Annotated in this window: 13 protein-coding genes; 5 read left to right on the top strand and 8 right to left on the bottom strand. The window is 64.3% G+C overall.

Annotated features, from left to right (window positions below; genetic code table 11):
• Positions 1 to 150 precede the first annotated feature (150 nt).
• Together HAP47_RS04820 and HAP47_RS04815 are read right to left on the bottom strand one after the other, a co-directional pair.
• Positions 151 to 960, bottom strand: coding sequence for an alpha/beta fold hydrolase (locus tag HAP47_RS04820; RefSeq protein ID WP_173639210.1), 810 nt, complete (start codon positions 958 to 960; stop codon positions 151 to 153).
• Positions 961 to 1,093: 133 nt separating this feature from the next.
• Entirely contained in the window at positions 1,094 to 2,641 is a 1,548-nt protein-coding gene (locus tag HAP47_RS04815) for a benzoate-CoA ligase family protein (protein WP_173639211.1), read from the bottom strand.
• A 168-nt stretch (positions 2,642 to 2,809) separates the two neighbouring features.
• On the opposite strand from HAP47_RS04815, the gene HAP47_RS04810 reads away from it, so the two are divergent.
• Both HAP47_RS04810 and HAP47_RS04805 read left to right on the top strand, forming a co-directional pair.
• Entirely contained in the window at positions 2,810 to 3,718 is a 909-nt protein-coding gene (locus tag HAP47_RS04810; RefSeq protein WP_173639212.1) for a helix-turn-helix transcriptional regulator, read from the top strand.
• A 72-nt stretch (positions 3,719 to 3,790) separates the two neighbouring features.
• A complete protein-coding gene (locus HAP47_RS04805; RefSeq protein ID WP_173639213.1) occupies positions 3,791 to 4,609 on the top strand; it encodes an RDD family protein in 819 nt (272 codons plus the stop codon).
• Positions 4,610 to 4,624: 15 nt separating this feature from the next.
• Here the strand turns inward: HAP47_RS04805 and HAP47_RS04800 are convergent, their stop codons facing one another.
• Positions 4,625 to 5,410, bottom strand: a complete 786-nt coding sequence (locus HAP47_RS04800; protein ID WP_173639214.1) for an IclR family transcriptional regulator domain-containing protein — start codon at positions 5,408 to 5,410, stop codon at positions 4,625 to 4,627.
• A gap of 105 nt (positions 5,411 to 5,515) precedes the next feature.
• On the opposite strand from HAP47_RS04800, the gene HAP47_RS04795 reads away from it, so the two are divergent.
• Together HAP47_RS04795 and HAP47_RS04790 are read left to right on the top strand one after the other, a co-directional pair.
• Entirely contained in the window at positions 5,516 to 6,874 is a 1,359-nt protein-coding gene (locus tag HAP47_RS04795; RefSeq protein ID WP_173639215.1) for an aromatic ring-hydroxylating dioxygenase subunit alpha, read from the top strand.
• Positions 6,875 to 6,878: 4 nt separating this feature from the next.
• Positions 6,879 to 8,315 carry a glutamine synthetase family protein gene (locus HAP47_RS04790; RefSeq protein WP_173639216.1) on the top strand — a complete coding sequence of 479 codons (1,437 nt, stop codon included), beginning with the start codon at positions 6,879 to 6,881 and terminating at the stop codon, positions 8,313 to 8,315.
• A gap of 166 nt (positions 8,316 to 8,481) precedes the next feature.
• On the opposite strand, the gene HAP47_RS04785 is transcribed toward HAP47_RS04790, so the two are convergent.
• From HAP47_RS04785 to HAP47_RS04765, 5 genes are all read right to left on the bottom strand, one after another.
• Positions 8,482 to 9,225, bottom strand: coding sequence for an ABC transporter ATP-binding protein (locus HAP47_RS04785; RefSeq protein ID WP_231168760.1), 744 nt, complete (start codon positions 9,223 to 9,225; stop codon positions 8,482 to 8,484).
• A complete protein-coding gene (locus tag HAP47_RS04780) occupies positions 9,218 to 9,985 on the bottom strand; it encodes an ABC transporter ATP-binding protein (protein WP_173639217.1) in 768 nt (255 codons plus the stop codon). Before HAP47_RS04780 ends, HAP47_RS04785 begins: the two co-directional genes overlap by 8 nt.
• Positions 9,978 to 10,925 carry a branched-chain amino acid ABC transporter permease gene (locus tag HAP47_RS04775; protein WP_173639218.1) on the bottom strand — a complete coding sequence of 316 codons (948 nt, stop codon included), beginning with the start codon at positions 10,923 to 10,925 and terminating at the stop codon, positions 9,978 to 9,980. Before HAP47_RS04775 ends, HAP47_RS04780 begins: the two co-directional genes overlap by 8 nt.
• The gene (locus HAP47_RS04770) at positions 10,922 to 11,839 is read right to left on the bottom strand and encodes a branched-chain amino acid ABC transporter permease (RefSeq protein WP_173639219.1); all 918 of its coding nucleotides are present in this window, start codon (positions 11,837 to 11,839) and stop codon (positions 10,922 to 10,924) included. The genes HAP47_RS04775 and HAP47_RS04770 overlap by 4 nt, the downstream gene beginning before the upstream one ends.
• A gap of 223 nt (positions 11,840 to 12,062) precedes the next feature.
• On the bottom strand, positions 12,063 to 13,247 hold the full coding sequence (locus HAP47_RS04765) for an ABC transporter substrate-binding protein (protein ID WP_173639220.1): 1,185 nt from the start codon (positions 13,245 to 13,247) through the stop codon (positions 12,063 to 12,065).
• 385 nt (positions 13,248 to 13,632) lie between these two features.
• On the opposite strand from HAP47_RS04765, the gene HAP47_RS04760 reads away from it, so the two are divergent.
• On the top strand, positions 13,633 to 14,175 hold the full coding sequence (locus tag HAP47_RS04760) for a DUF805 domain-containing protein (protein WP_173639221.1): 543 nt from the start codon (positions 13,633 to 13,635) through the stop codon (positions 14,173 to 14,175).
• The last annotated feature ends 175 nt before the right edge of the window (positions 14,176 to 14,350 follow it).

Here is a 14,350-nt window from a genome sequence, read left to right as displayed (position 1 = left end):
TGTTGTTCGTTTGAAGGTTCGTCGTCGTGGTTAGCATGCACAATAATGCATGTTTTCGATCTGGTCTAGTTCAAAACGCAAAAACATGCATTTTGTTTCATGTGCAAGAATTCACCCATTGGGCCAATGGCCTGGCACCGGCACCAAAAGTCAGGCCGCCAGTGCCGGGTCGTCCCGCAGCGCCGCTTTGGCGAATTCGGTGACCGCTTCCAGTGTCGCCGCAGGCGCCTCGCGATGCGGCGAGTGGCCGGCGCCTGCGATGGCCGCGACATCGACCGGGCAGTAGCACTCGTCCTGGGCGATCTCGACCTGGCGCATCGTGCCGTATTGATCGTCCGCACCCTGCACGATGAGCACCGGCACGCGGATATAGGCGAGATATTCGGAGATATCCCAGTCGCGGAAAGCCGGATCGAGCCAGGCGTCGTTCCAGCCATGGAACGCGTTGTCGACATCCTTGTGCCAGCGCGCGAGCTTCTCCTTCAGATTGGTGGTCTCATACGTCGTCTTGATCTCGGCGATCGACTTCACCGAGATGTCCTCGACGATGAAGTGCGGCGCGATCAGCGCCAGCCCGTTCAGGCGATGATCCTGATGCGCGCCGGCATAGATCGCCGCGATCGACGCGCCGTCGGAGTGACCGACCAGGAGGCCGCGCCGGAAACCGATCCGGTCGAGCAGCTTCGGCAGCACGTCGAGCGCTTCGCGATGCATGTAGTCGACCGGACGCGGCAGCTTTGCCGGCGACGAGGAGCCATAACCCGCGCGCGAATAGGCGAACACGCCGGCACCGGTCGCCGCCTGCAGCTTCTCGGGAAAATCGCCCCACAGCCCGACGCAGCCGAGACCTTCATGCAGCATCACGAGGGTCGGCGCTGTCTCGGGTGACGGACCGATCATCCGGTATTCGAGCTCGGCGCCGTCGATGGTGAGGAAGCCTGTGGGGTTCAAATTCTGCATGATCGTCGCCCCGGCGAAAGCCGGGACCCATACGCCGCGGCCGCTGTTTTGAGAAATGGTGTCCGACGGCTTTTGCGCAACAACCAAAGCCTGTGGTTATGGGTCCCGGCTTTCGCCGGGACGACGTGGGGAGTTAGTGCTCGTGTTCCCGCAACTTGAATCGCTGGATCTTCCCGGTCGCCGTCTTCGGCAGATTGTCGACCACATCGATCCAGCGCGGATATTTCCACGGCCCGATCTTCTGCTTGACGTGTTCCTTCAGTGCCTCGTGCAAACCGTCGGCCGAGCTCTCGGGCCGCAGCACCACATAGGCCTTCGGCTTCAGCAGGCCTTCCGGATCGGGCTCCGGCACGACGGCGGCTTCGAGCACCGCGGGATGGGTGATCAGCGCGCTCTCGACCTCGAACGGCGAGACCCAGATGCCGGAGACCTTGAACATGTCGTCGGCGCGGCCGCAGAAGGTGTAACGGCCGTCGGCATCGCGCGTGTATCTGTCGCCGGTGCGGGTCCACGCGCCCTCGAACGTGGCGCGGCTCTTGGCGCGCTGATTCCAGTAGCTCTCGCCGGCCGAGGGCGCATCGACCAGCAGTTCGCCGACCTCGCCATCGGCGACATCGGCCCCTTGCTCGTTGACCAGCCGCACCTTGTAGCCGGGCACCGGACGCCCCGAGGAGCCGTATTTGATATCGCCAGGCGCATTCGACAGGAAGATGTGCAACAGCTCGGTCGAGCCGACGCCGTCGAGGATGTCGACGCCGAACCGCGCGCGCCACGCATTGCCGACCGATTCCGGCAACGCCTCGCCGGCCGAGGTGCAGACCCGCAGGCGATTGCCCGCGGCTTGCGTCTTCATCGCCTCGTCGTTCAGCATCGACGCGAACAGGGTCGGCACGCCGAAGAAGATGCTGGGATGATATTTGTTCATCAGCGCGAACATCACCGCCGGCGTCGGACGCTCCGAATTGAGCACCGTGGTGGCGCCGACCGACATCGGGAAGGTGAGCGCGTTGCCGAGCCCATAGGCGAAGAACAGCTTTGCCGCCGAGAGCCCGACATCGTCCTCGCGGATACCGAGCACCTGTTTCGCATAGGTCTCCGCCGTCGCCGCGAGATTGGAATGCAGATGCCGCACGCCCTTCGGCATGCCGGTCGAGCCCGACGAATAGAGCCAGAACGCCGGCTCGTCGGCATGCGTCGGCGCGGTGGCGAAAACGTCGCTCTCGCGCGCGATCTCGTCCGACAGTTTCTTGTGGCCGTGCGCGTCCTTGCCGGAGACCACGACATGCTCGAGGTCGGGCATGCGCGCGATGATATCCTTCACGACCGGCAGCAGCGCCTCGGAGACGAACAGCACGCGCGCGCGGCAGTCGCCGAGGATGTAGGCGTACTGCTCCGCGGTCAGCAGCGTGTTGAGCGGCACCGGCACCACGCCGGCGCGGATCGCGCCCAGGAACACGATCGGGAAATCGATCGTATCCAGCATGATCATGGCGACCCGCTCCTCGCGGCGGACGCCGAGCCGGCGCAGCGTGTTGCCGACGCGGCGGGTCTGCTGCTGCAACTGGCCGTAGGTGATTTGCGACACCGTATCGTCGAACACGACCTTGTCTCCGCGGCCCTCATCGACGTTGCGGTCGAGCAGCCAGGACACAGCATTGTAAGGCACTGCGTTGGTGGTCATGGCCCGCTCCTCAGGCACAGGCGCGTCGCGCCTGCCCTCTCCCGTCAAGATTTAAGAATTATAATTCATACAAAGCCACCACATCGGCTTGCTGTCAATCCTCGTCGGCATTATGTTTCCTAGACCATTGGACCTGATTCAGTCAGGACCGCGCGTCGCACGGGGATCATGACCGCAGCCAACGATCCGGAAACCGACTTCCTCGAACAGCTCGGCCAGCGCGTGCGCACCATGCGCGCGCTCCGCGGCATGTCGCGCAAGGTGCTCGCCAAGGTCTCCGGCATTTCCGAACGCTACATCGCCCAGCTCGAAAGCGGCAAAGGCAATGTCTCGATCGTGCTGCTGCGCCGCGTCGCAGGCGCGATGGGCGCGCATCTCGAGGATCTGATCCCCTCGAGCGAGCCCGTTCCGGACTGGGCCGTGATCCGCGATCTCTTGCGCAAGGCGTCGCCGAACCAGATCGCGCAGGCCAAGGACGTGCTCGCCGGCAGCAGCCCGCTGGCGCCGCGCGGCACCTCGTTCTCCGGCATCGCGCTGATCGGCCTGCGCGGCGCCGGCAAGACCACGCTTGGCCGGATGCTGGCTAAGAAGATCGGCTGGAGCTTCGTCGAGCTCAACAAGGAGATCGAGGCGCAGAACGGCCTGTCGGTCGCCGAGATCATCGCGCTGTACGGCCAGGAAGGCTTTCGCCGCATGGAGCAGGCCGCGCTAACGCAGCTGCTCGCGCGCAAGGAATTGATGGTGCTGGCGACCGGCGGCGGCATCGTCTCCGAGGCGCTGACGTTCGACCTGATCCTGTCGTCGTTCTACACGATCTGGCTGAAGGCCGAGCCGGAAGAGCACATGGCCCGCGTCCGCCGGCAGGGCGACCTGCGCCCGATGGCCGACGACCGCTCGGCGATGGCCGAATTGCGCAACATCCTGGTCAGCCGCGAGCCGCTCTATGCGCGCGCATCGGCCGTGGTCGACACTGCTGGGCTATCCGTCGATGCCGCCGCGGCGCGGCTGATCGATTCGGTGCGGCCGGTGCTGCAGAACGAGGCGCGCTCGTTCGGGCTGCGCAGCGTGGCGCTGTAGCGCCCTGTCCCTTTTTGTCCATCCGAAAGCAAACGGCGAAGCGACAATTGACGCGCGAAACGCAATAAACATATGATTGCGTATCTCACCTCGAACTACCTCAAAGTATCCCTCATGAATGTTGACGCGGCAGGCGTGGAAACGCCCGTTGAGCTCCCTCGGGCCGGATTTTGGCGGCGATGGCTGGCAACGATCATCGACGGACTTATCGTAGTCGTACCCTTTCAAATGCTGGCTGCTGTGTTGTTCGCCATGACGGCCGGCATGATTCAAATGGAGAGCGGCCTCTTCAGTACGTGCGAAGCCGGGAAGACCATCCCGCAGACGCTCGATCCACCACCACCGCACGATTCGAACTTCGTAAGGGTGTGCCGCGTCTCGTTCTTCGGGGCGACAACCGGGGCGACCATGGCCGTCGGACGCTTTACGCGAGAAGGAAATGCGACGCGAACGGTCAGCCAGGGCTACTTGCTGGACAAGGACGGAACGCCAATCCACGGCGTATCCATCGACTGGATCGTCCAGCTTGCCTTTGTCATCTATCTCATAGCCACGATCTGGAAAACTGGCAGAACCGTAGGCGCACGCGTCGTCGGCGTGAGGGTGATCGACACGGCGAATTCCGATGCACCGGGCGTTCCGCTGCTGAAGGCGATTGGCCGCTACCTGGCGATGATAATTGGCGCCGTACCGGCGTTTGCCCTCTTGATCTTCCAATTGGTCACACAACACGGCATCGCGGATGCGATGTTCACTGGCGAATTTTTCCGATGGTTCACCTATGCGGGATTGTTCGGCTGCATCTGGACGATCGTGCTGATCGCCCAGATCGCACGGAAGACGGATCCGATCTACGACAGACTCGCTGGGACAGCCGTCGTGAAAGTCTGAGACTTGGTGGCGCCGTCAAAGCAGCCTGCTCTTCACATCCTCAGCGCCGTCGCGCAGCAGCGGCAGGAAGCGATCGATCAATTCCTTGGCCGGCACGCGATCGACATGCGCGCCCATGTTGATGGCGGCGACGATGGTGCCGTCGTAGCGGCGCACCGGCACCGAGATCGAGCGGAAATGCGGCTCCGCCTCGCGGTCGACCAGTGAGTAGCCCTGCGCGCGATCGGCGATGATGGTGGCGAGCAGCTTCTTCGGATCGGTCGTGGTCTGCGGCGTCACCGGATCGCGGCGCATCGCCTTCAGGCGAGCCGCGAGCTCGGCATCGCCGAGCCGGCCGAGCATGGCGCGGCCCACAGACGTGCAGAACGCCGGCAGCCGGTAGCCGATATCGAGACCGGCAGAGAATACCCGCGTCGGGCTCGAGCGCGCCACGAACACGACGTCGTCGCGGTCGAGCAGTGCGAGCGAGGCGATCTCCTGCGCTGCGGTCGCGATGCGATCGAGCACCGGCTGCAGCACCGTCACCACCTGGTTGGATTGCAGGAAGGAGCCTGCCAGCGTCAGCACATGCGGGGTCAGCGTGAACAGCTTGCCGTCGGTGGCGACGAAACCGCTGTGCGCGAGCGTGAACAGGATGCGCCGCGCCGTGGCACGCGGCAGGTCGGCGGCGCGCGCCAGATCGCTCAAGGTCGCAGGACCCGAGACGGTGCCGAACACCTGCAACAGGCGCAGGCCGCGATCGAGCGCCTCGACGAAATCCGTCGCGCGCTCGTCCCGATCGGTCCGCTTCAGCTTGGGCATGGGCTTTGAACGGTTCAAAAATTGCGCTTGCTGTCCAAAACAGACATGGCATAATTCGCACATTCGTTCAATAGGCGAACAAATCCAAACTCGGGAGACGCCGCCATGATGAGCCAGGAAGCGAACGATCTGATCACCCGCACCGGGGCTAAGGACCCCTGCGGCAGGCTGATGCGGATGTACTGGCAGCCGGCGGCGCTGGTCGATGAATTGGACGGGCCGCGCCCGGTTCGGCCGGTGCGGCTGCTCGGCGAAAACCTGGTGCTGTTTCGCGGCGAGGACGGAAGCTACGGGCTGATCGATCGTCACTGCGCGCATCGCGGCGCCGACCTCGCCTTCGGCCGGCTCGAGAATGGCGGGCTGCGCTGCGCCTTCCACGGCTGGCTGTTCGACACCAGTGGCCAGTGCATCGAGACTCCGGCAGAGCCTGTCGGATCGCAGCTGTGCAAGGGCATCAAACAGCGCTCCTATCCGGTGGTGGAGAAGAGCGGCATCCTGTGGGCGTATCTCGGCGAAGGCGCCCCGCCGGCTTTTCCGGAGCTCGACTGCTTCGTCGCACCCGGAAGCCACACCTTCGCGTTCAAGGGCCACATGAACTGCAACTGGTTGCAGGCGCTCGAGGTCGGCATCGACCCGGCGCACGCCTCCTTCCTGCATCGCTTCTTCGAGGACGAGGACACCTCGGCCGCCTACGGCAAGCAATTCCGCGGCGCCTCCGCCGGCAGCGACATGCCGATGACGAAAATCCTGCGCGAATATGACCGGCCGATCATCAATGTCGAGCACACCGAATACGGCCTGCGCCTGATCGCGCTGCGCGAGCTCGACGAGGAGCGCACCCATGTGCGCGTCACCAACCAGCTGTTCCCGCACGGCTTCGTCATCCCGATGTCGACCGAGATGACGATCACGCAGTGGCACGTGCCGGTCGACGACGAGAACTGCTACTGGTATGCGATCTTCACCAGCTACGCGGCGCCGGTCGACAAGCAGAAGATGCGCGACCAGCGGCTCGAGCTCTATACGCTGCCCGACTACAAGTCGCGCAAGAACCGCAGCAACGATTACGGCTTCGATCCGCACGAGCAGGCGACCGCGACCTATACCGGCATGGGCACCGACATCAACGTCCACGACCAGTGGGCGGTGGAATCGATGGGCGCGATCCAGGATCGCACCAACGAGCATCTCGGCCAGAGCGACAAGGCGATCGTGCAATATCGCCGCCTGCTGCGGCAGGAGATCGAGAAGGTCGGCGGCGGCGAGAAGCCGATGCTGTTCCTCGACGACGCCTCGGCGCGCAGCATCCAGGGCCCGGCGACGATGGACGGCATCGGGCCGACCCAAGGCTGGGAGCTCTACTGGATGGAGGTCGACGTCAAGCGCCGCCGCGGCGCGCCGTGGGCAGCTCCCGTGCCGCGCGAGATCGCCGGCAAGGTGCATCACCTGACGGCGGCGGAGTGACGCGGTGAGCTTCGTCGAGCGTCACGGCCTGTGGTCGGATGAGCAGAAGGAGGCCGCGAACCGCCTCCGCCGCATCGTCGAGGAGAAGAACCTCGAAGTCGTCAGGCTGTCATTTCCGGACCAGCACGGCATCCTGCGCGGCAAGACGCTGATCGCCAGCGAAGCGGCGCGATCGCTGGAAGGCGGCTGCTCCATCACCACGACGATGCTCGCCAAGGACACCTCGCACAAGACTGTGTTTCCGGTGTTCACATCAGGCGGCGGCTTCGGCATGAAGGAGATGGAGGGCGCGGCCGACGTGCTGATGGTCGCCGATCCCACCACGTTCCGCGTGCTGCCCTGGGCGGAGAACACCGGCTGGGTGCTCTGCGATCTCTACTTCAGCGACGGACGGCCGGTGCCGTTCGCGACCCGCAACCTCTATCGCAAGGTGCTCGATCAGCTCGGAGACCGCGGCTACGATTTCGTCGCCGGCCTCGAGGTGGAATTCCATCTGTTCAAGCTCGACGACGCCCACATGGCGCCGGAGGACGCCGGCCAGCCCGGCCGGCCGCCGTCGGTCAGCCTGCTGTCGCACGGCTACCAGTATCTCACCGAGCAGCGCTACGATCAGATGGAGCCGGCGCTCGAGATCATCCGCCGCGACATCCTCGCGCTCGGCCTGCCGCTGCGCTCGGTCGAGGTCGAGTTCGGCCCGAGCCAGTGCGAATTCACCTTCGCGCCGACCGTGGGTCTCGCGCCCGCCGACAACATGGTGCTGTTTCGTTCGGCGGTGAAGCAGATCGCGCGCCGCCACGGCTATCACGCGACCTTCATGTGCCGGCCGAAACTGCCGAACGTGTTCGCGAGCGGCTGGCACCTGCACCAGTCGCTGGTGTCGCGGGCCAACGGCGAGAATGTCTTCATGGCGAAGGAGACCGGCGAACCGCTCAGCGCGCTCGGCCGCGCCTGGCTGGCCGGCCTGATCGAGCATGCGCGCGCCTCGACCGTGTTCACGACGCCGACCATCAACGGCTACAAGCGCTACCGCTCCTATTCGCTGGCACCCGACCGCGCGATCTGGGGCCGCGACAACCGCGGTGTCATGATCCGGATGCTCGGCGGCACGAATGATCCGGCGACGCGGCTGGAAAACCGGATCGGCGAACCGGCCGCCAATCCCTATCTCTACATGGCTTCGCAAATCCTCTCCGGCCTCGACGGCGTCGACCGCGAGCTCGATCCCGGCCCGTCCGCCGACACGCCCTACGAGACCAAGGCTGCGCTACTACCGAAGTCGCTGCGCGAAGCGGTGTTCGCGCTTCAAGACGATCCGTTCTTCCGCCAAGCGCTCGGGCCGGAGTTCGTCGACTATTACGTCTTCATCAAGAACGCCGAGATCGAGCGTTTCCAGGCCGAGGTGTCGGACTGGGAGCAGCGCGAATATTTCGAGATGTTTTGAGGCTCACTTTTCTCGTCGTCCCGGCGAAGGCCGGGACCGATACGCCGCGGCGGATATTGTGAACGGGACTCGTCGTTCCAACATCGCGCAACAAACAGCATTTGGGGTTATGGGTCCCGGCCTTCGCCGGGACGACGTGGAGTATGGCGCGAAAGCGGTGTCCTGCTCAAATCCCGAGATACTTGTGCTGCAGCTCCGGCTCGGCAATCAGCTGCTCGCTCGTCCCACTCCACACCGTCTTGCCACGCTCGATGATGTAGTGGCGGTCGGCGATGCGGCTGAGGTTTCCGACGTTCTTGTCGATCACCAGCACCGACTGCCCGCGTCCCTTCAGCATCGACAGGCAGCTCCAGATCTCGTCGCGGATCAACGGCGCCAGGCCTTCGGTGGCCTCGTCGAGGATCAGGAGCCTCGGATTGGTCATCAGCGCGCGGCCGATCGCGAGCATCTGCTGCTCGCCGCCGGACAGCGTGACGCCCATATTGCTGGTGCGTTCGGCGAGCCGCGGGAACAGCGCATGGATCTTGTCGATCGTCCACGGATCGGAGGCGTTGAGGCGATTGCCGGATGCTGCGACGAGATTTTCTCGCACCGTGAGGTTCGGAAATATCTGGCGGCCCTCCGGCACGAGGCCGATGCCGAGCTTTGCGATCTTGTACGACGGCAGGCCGCGCACCGCCTCGCCGGCGAAGCGGATGGCGCCTGATCGCGCGGGCGTCAGGCCCATGATCGAGCGGATGGTCGTGGTCTTGCCCATGCCGTTGCGGCCCATCAGCGCGACCATCTCTCCCGCCTTGATCTTGAGCGACAGGCCGAACAGCACCTGGCTCAACCCGTAGCAGGTCTCGATCGCATCGACTTCGAGCAGGGTTTCAGTGGATTTGGTGTCAGCCATTTTGGTATCAGCCATGGCGCGTCACCGCATGCTGTTCGCCGAGATAGGCACGCTTGACCTCTTCGTCCTTGCGGATCGCGTCCGGCACGTCGCAGGCGATGACGCGACCATAGACCAGGACCGTGATGCGGTCGGCGAGCGCGAACACCGCCTCCATGTCGTGCTCGACCAGCACGATGGTGACTTCCTTACGCAGCTCCTTCAGCAACGCGACCATCCGCGCGGATTCGGTGACGCCGAGCCCGGCCATCGGCTCGTCGAGCAGCAGAAGCTGCGGCTTGGTGGCAAGCGCGACCGCGAGCTCGAGCTCGCGCTGCTCGCCATGGCTCAGTTGCGACACCACGATATCGGCGCGCTGGCCGAGGCCGACGCGCTCCAGCGCCGCGCGGGCGGTGGCGCGCAGGTGCCGCTCCTTGCGCGCATTGCCCCAGAAGCGGAACGAGTGGCCGTCATGCGCTTGCGCCGCGAGCGCCACATTGTCGATGGCCGAAAAGTCCTTCAGTAGCGAGGTGATCTGGAACGAGCGCGCCAGCCCAAGCCGACTGCGCTTATAGGACGGCAGGCTCGTGACGTCGCGGCCGGCAAAGCGGATGGTGCCGGAATTCGGCATCACCTGCCCGGTGAGCTGGCTGATCAGCGTGGTCTTGCCGGCGCCGTTGGGGCCGATGATGGCGTGCAGTTCGCCCGGCAAAACCTCCATCGAGAGGTTGTCGGTCGCGGTGATGCCGCCGAAGCGGCGGACCAGATTGTCGACGCGGAGCAAGGGATCAACCACGGCTCATCCTCCCGAGCAGGCCCATGATGCCGCCGCGCGCGAACAGCACGATCAACAGCAGCACCGGGCCGAGGATCAGTCCCGAATATTCGGTGAACTGCGAGAGCAGCTCCTCGAGCAGCAGATAGACGGTCGCGCCGACGACAGGGCCGAACAGCGAGCCCATGCCGCCGAGGATCACCATCACCATCAGGTCGCCGGAGCGGGTCCAGTACATCACGGCGGGGCTGACGAAGTCGGTGTTGTTGGCGAGCAGCGCGCCGGCCAGGCCGCAGATCGTGCCAGCAATGACGAAACAGACGAGGCGGTAGCGGTTGGCATGGAAGCCGATCGCCTGCATGCGCTGCTCATTGGAGCGGACGCCCTGCACCACGAGGCCAAAGCGCGAATTGACGATGCGCCAGATCAGATAGAGGCCACCGAACAGGCAGGCGAGGCAGAGATAATAGAACTGGTTGCGGTCCGACAAATTGATCAGGCCGGCGAAGTCGCTGCGCTTGTAGACGGTCAATCCGTCGTCGCCGCCGTAGCGCGACAGCGCGGAGGCGACGTAGTAGGCCATCTGCGCAAAGGCCAGCGTGATCATGATGAAATAGACGCCGCGGGTGCGCAAGCTGAGCGCGCCGATCAACAGCGCAAACAGTGCCGAGACCGCGAGCGCCACCGGCCATTGGATGAAGCCGGAGCCGATGCCCTCGGCGGCGAGGATGCCGACGGCATAGCCGCCGATGCCGAGATAAGCGGCATGGCCAAAGCTCATCATGCCGCCATAGCCCATGATCAGATTGAGGCTCGCAGCCGCCAGAGCATAGATCGCAATGCGGGTGAACAGCGTGAGGATGAAGATGTTGCCTGTCACAGCCGAATAGACCGGCAGCAGGACCAGCGCGGCGCACAGCAGCGCCGCAACTGCATTGGAGGCGTTGAGCTTGGGCATCATCGTCTGGCCGCCGGGAACAGCCCCTCGGGCCGCAGCACAAGGATGATCGCCATCAGGAGATAGATCAGCATCGAGGACAGCGCCGGCGCCGCGGTCGAGGCCGCCGCCCCGCTCAGCACCTTGCGCAGCAGGTCGGGCAGGAAGGCCCGGCCCATCGTGTCGATGATGCCGACGAAGATCGCGGCCATGAAGGCGCCGCGGATCGAGCCGATGCCGCCGATCACGATGATCACGAAAGCGAGGATCAGGATGTTCTCGCCCATCCCGATCTGCACCGTGAGGATCGGCGCCTGCATCAGCCCGGCAAGGCCGGCGAGCGCAGCCCCCAGGCCGAACACCAGCGTGAACAGCAGCTTGATGTTGATGCCGAGCGCTCCGATCATCTCGCGGTTGGAGGCGCCGGCGCGGATCAGCATGCCGACGCGGGTGCGCATCACGACGAGATAGAGCATCGCGGCGACCGCCAGCGCGACCGCGATGATCATCAGCCGGTAGGCCGGATAGTACACGCCGGGAATGATCTGCACCGGCACGGTGAGCCAGGCCGGCAGCGGCAGCGCGAGGCCGGCCGGGCCCCAGATCAGCCGGACGGCGTCGTTGAAGAACAGGATCAGGCCGAACGTCGCCAGCACCTGGTCGAGATGGTCGCGGCCGTAGAGATGCCGGAGCGCGACATATTCCAGCACGATACCGAGCAATAGCGTCGCGCCCAGCGCCAGCAGCGCGCCGAGCACAAAACTGCCGGTCCAGGCCACGAAGGTCGCCGCGAAATAGGCACCCATCATGTAGAGCGAGCCGTGCGCCAGATTGACGAAATCCATGATGCCGAACACCAGTGTCAGTCCGGCCGCCAGCAGGAACAGCAGCAGGCCGAATTGCAGGCCGTTCAGCAGTTGTTCGACGACGAGATACATAGATCCTTCACTACGGGCTGAAACAAAACAGCGGCAGCGCGCATGCGCCGCCGCCACGTGAACTCCCTCGCCCCGCTCTGCGCGGGGAGAGGGGCGGGGTGAGGGGCAGCTCCGCAGACTCGGTTCGTGGAGAGTCCCCCTCACCCGGCGCTACGCGCCGACCTCTCCCCGCACGCGGGGCGAGGTGAAGAAAGCAAGCCGCGCGCCAAAAGGCGCCCGCCCCTCACTTCATCGAACACTTGTCGTGGAATTTATCCTGGTCGTCCTTGACGATGGTCGCGACCGTCTTCAGCGAGAGCTGGCCGTCGGCGTCCTTGACCACGTCCTGCAGGTAGAAGTTCTGGATCGGGATGTGGTTGTTGCCATACTTGAACGGGCCGCGCAGCGACTTGAAGTTGGCCTTCTCCATCTCCGCCTTCATGGCGTCCTTCTTGGTGAGGTCGCCCTTCACCGCGACGACGGCGCTGTTGATCAGCTGGGCGGCGTCATAGGCCTGGGCGCCGTAATAGGTCGGGCGCAGGCCGGGATACTTCTTGCGATAGTCCTCGACGAACTTCTTGTTCTCGGCGTTCGGCAGGTCGTTGACCCATTCCTGCGCGCCAGGAATGCCGATGGCGTTGTCCTTCTGCAGCGGCAGCGACAATTCGTCGACGGTGAAGGCGGTATAGAGCGGGATCTGCGCCTTGATGCCGGCCTGGGCGTACTGGTTCAGGAACTGGACGCCGGCGGCGCCCGGATAGAACACGAAGATCGACTCGGCCTTGGAGTTGCGCGCCTTGGTCAGTTCGGCGGAGAAGTCGAGCTGGCTCGGCCACACCGTGTACTCCTCACCGACCACCTCGCCCTTGAAGGTGCTCTTCACGCCCGCGAGCATGTCCTTGCCGGCGGCGTAGTTCGGGCCGATCAGGAACACCGACTTGACGCCCTTCTGATTCATGTACAGGCCCATCGCGGCGGGCGTCTGGTCGTTCTGCCAGGAGGTCGAGAACACGTAAGGCGAGCACAATTCGCCGGCGAGCTGCGACGGACCCGCATTGGCCGAGATCAGGAAGGTCTTCGAATCAACCGCGGTCTTCAGCGACGCCAGCAGCACATTCGACCAGATGTAGCCGACGATGAAGTCGACCTTGTCGGACTGCACCAGCTTCTCGGTCTTCTGCTTGCCGACGTCGGGCTTCTGCTGGTCGTCCTCGTAGATCACCTCGACCGGCTTACCATCGATCTTGCGGCCAAGGTGATCGAGCGCGAGCTCGAACGAATTGCGCATGTCGTTGCCGATCACGGCGGTCGGACCGCTGAAGGTCGAGACAAAGCCGATCTTGACGCTGTCAGCCGCCGTCGCGGGCTGCGCGAGCGCCAGAGCCAGGCCTAGACTCATGGCGCCTGCCAGCCAGAATGCCTTTTTCATATTCACTCCCCTCCTCAACCAAAGATCCCGCCAGGCTTGATCACGAGGGCCCGGGGGTCACGCTTTGCGCGCGCCGTTCTGTGACGTGTTTTGTGCGCGATATCGCAAGTGTGCAGCAAGCATGAACCGACGGCACTCGATTAGAACCTTCGGCGCATACCCCAGCACCTTGCATCATAATTCGTCCAAATCGACCATTGCAAGAAATATAATGCCGGTTGCGTAGGCAACGATTGTCGCAGGGCCCGATCTAGGCCGAGGAGAACAGCTGCAGACTTTAACGATCCGGTAAAGCACCCGGAAACCACGGGTCGGCAAAGGCGCTGCGGGCTTCATGGTCTTGAAAGCATCACCGGGCGAGGCTGGGTCCAAAGGGATGCATCGCATGTTGAACTACATCTTCGGCTTCAACGCCCGGATGGGCCGGTTGGCCTTCTTCTTCTGCACCTTGGTGGCGGGCCTCGGCTTTGTGATGCTGGTCTACGGGATCACCGGCAATATGCCGCGTGGCAGGACGGACGTGCTGCTGGCGCAGGCATCGAACAGCCCCGCATTGATCATCGCCTTCTATGGCCTGCTCGTTGTCTGCTTCATGCTGCAGTCGATGCGGGTGCGTGACATCGGATGGGATCCGGTCTGCGTGATGGCCGCATGGATCGCCCTCATCGTGCTCGACAGGGCCATTGCCGGACGATTTCCCGAATACGCGCTGACCTACCAGCACACCGGAACGGTGGTCGGTGCGCTCGCCAATGCCGCGATGAACCTCGTCCTGACGTTCTGGCCGGGCGGTGGCTCCGAAGAAGCGCCGCCGTTGCCGCGCGAGACCAGCGGCGACGGGCTGTTTGAAAGAAGCAGCGCACCCGCCGCAGCCGGCAGCCGCGTCGCGCGCATCGCCAACGGCGAATTCGGCGGCAAGACGCGCTAGCGGGCCCACACGCTACTGTCGTCCCTGCGAAAGCAGGGAGATGGAGGGAGCCATAACCACCGCCTTGCTTTGCGAAGCGAGCTGTGGCTCCAGCATCGCGCACCAACTGTCATTCGTGGTTATGGGTCCCGGATCGCGCTTCGCTTGTCCGGGACGACACGGAGTTTGTGGCGCT

The sequence above is a fragment of the Bradyrhizobium sp. 41S5 genome (assembly GCF_011516665.3).
GTDB classification, from domain to species: domain Bacteria; phylum Pseudomonadota; class Alphaproteobacteria; order Rhizobiales; family Xanthobacteraceae; genus Bradyrhizobium; species Bradyrhizobium quebecense.
This window is presented reverse-complemented; position numbering and strand designations above follow the sequence as displayed.

What these genes read in the sequence shown, in the direction of transcription:
- HAP47_RS04795 (WP_173639215.1), top strand. Translation starts at nt 5,516, where the DNA reads ATGATGAGCCAGGAAGCGAACGATCTGATCACCCGCACCGGGGCTAAG.
- HAP47_RS04805 (WP_173639213.1), top strand. Translation starts at nt 3,791, where the DNA reads ATGATTGCGTATCTCACCTCGAACTACCTCAAAGTATCCCTCATGAAT.
- HAP47_RS04815 (WP_173639211.1), bottom strand. Translation starts at nt 2,641, where the DNA reads ATGACCACCAACGCAGTGCCTTACAATGCTGTGTCCTGGCTGCTCGAC.
- HAP47_RS04765 (WP_173639220.1), bottom strand. Translation starts at nt 13,247, where the DNA reads ATGAAAAAGGCATTCTGGCTGGCAGGCGCCATGAGTCTAGGCCTGGCT.
- HAP47_RS04820 (WP_173639210.1), bottom strand. Translation starts at nt 960, where the DNA reads ATGCAGAATTTGAACCCCACAGGCTTCCTCACCATCGACGGCGCCGAG.
- HAP47_RS04770 (WP_173639219.1), bottom strand. Translation starts at nt 11,839, where the DNA reads ATGTATCTCGTCGTCGAACAACTGCTGAACGGCCTGCAATTCGGCCTG.
- HAP47_RS04785 (WP_231168760.1), bottom strand. Translation starts at nt 9,225, where the DNA reads ATGGCTGATACCAAAATGGCTGACACCAAATCCACTGAAACCCTGCTC.
- HAP47_RS04810 (WP_173639212.1), top strand. Translation starts at nt 2,810, where the DNA reads ATGACCGCAGCCAACGATCCGGAAACCGACTTCCTCGAACAGCTCGGC.
- HAP47_RS04775 (WP_173639218.1), bottom strand. Translation starts at nt 10,925, where the DNA reads ATGATGCCCAAGCTCAACGCCTCCAATGCAGTTGCGGCGCTGCTGTGC.
- HAP47_RS04760 (WP_173639221.1), top strand. Translation starts at nt 13,633, where the DNA reads ATGTTGAACTACATCTTCGGCTTCAACGCCCGGATGGGCCGGTTGGCC.
- HAP47_RS04800 (WP_173639214.1), bottom strand. Translation starts at nt 5,410, where the DNA reads ATGCCCAAGCTGAAGCGGACCGATCGGGACGAGCGCGCGACGGATTTC.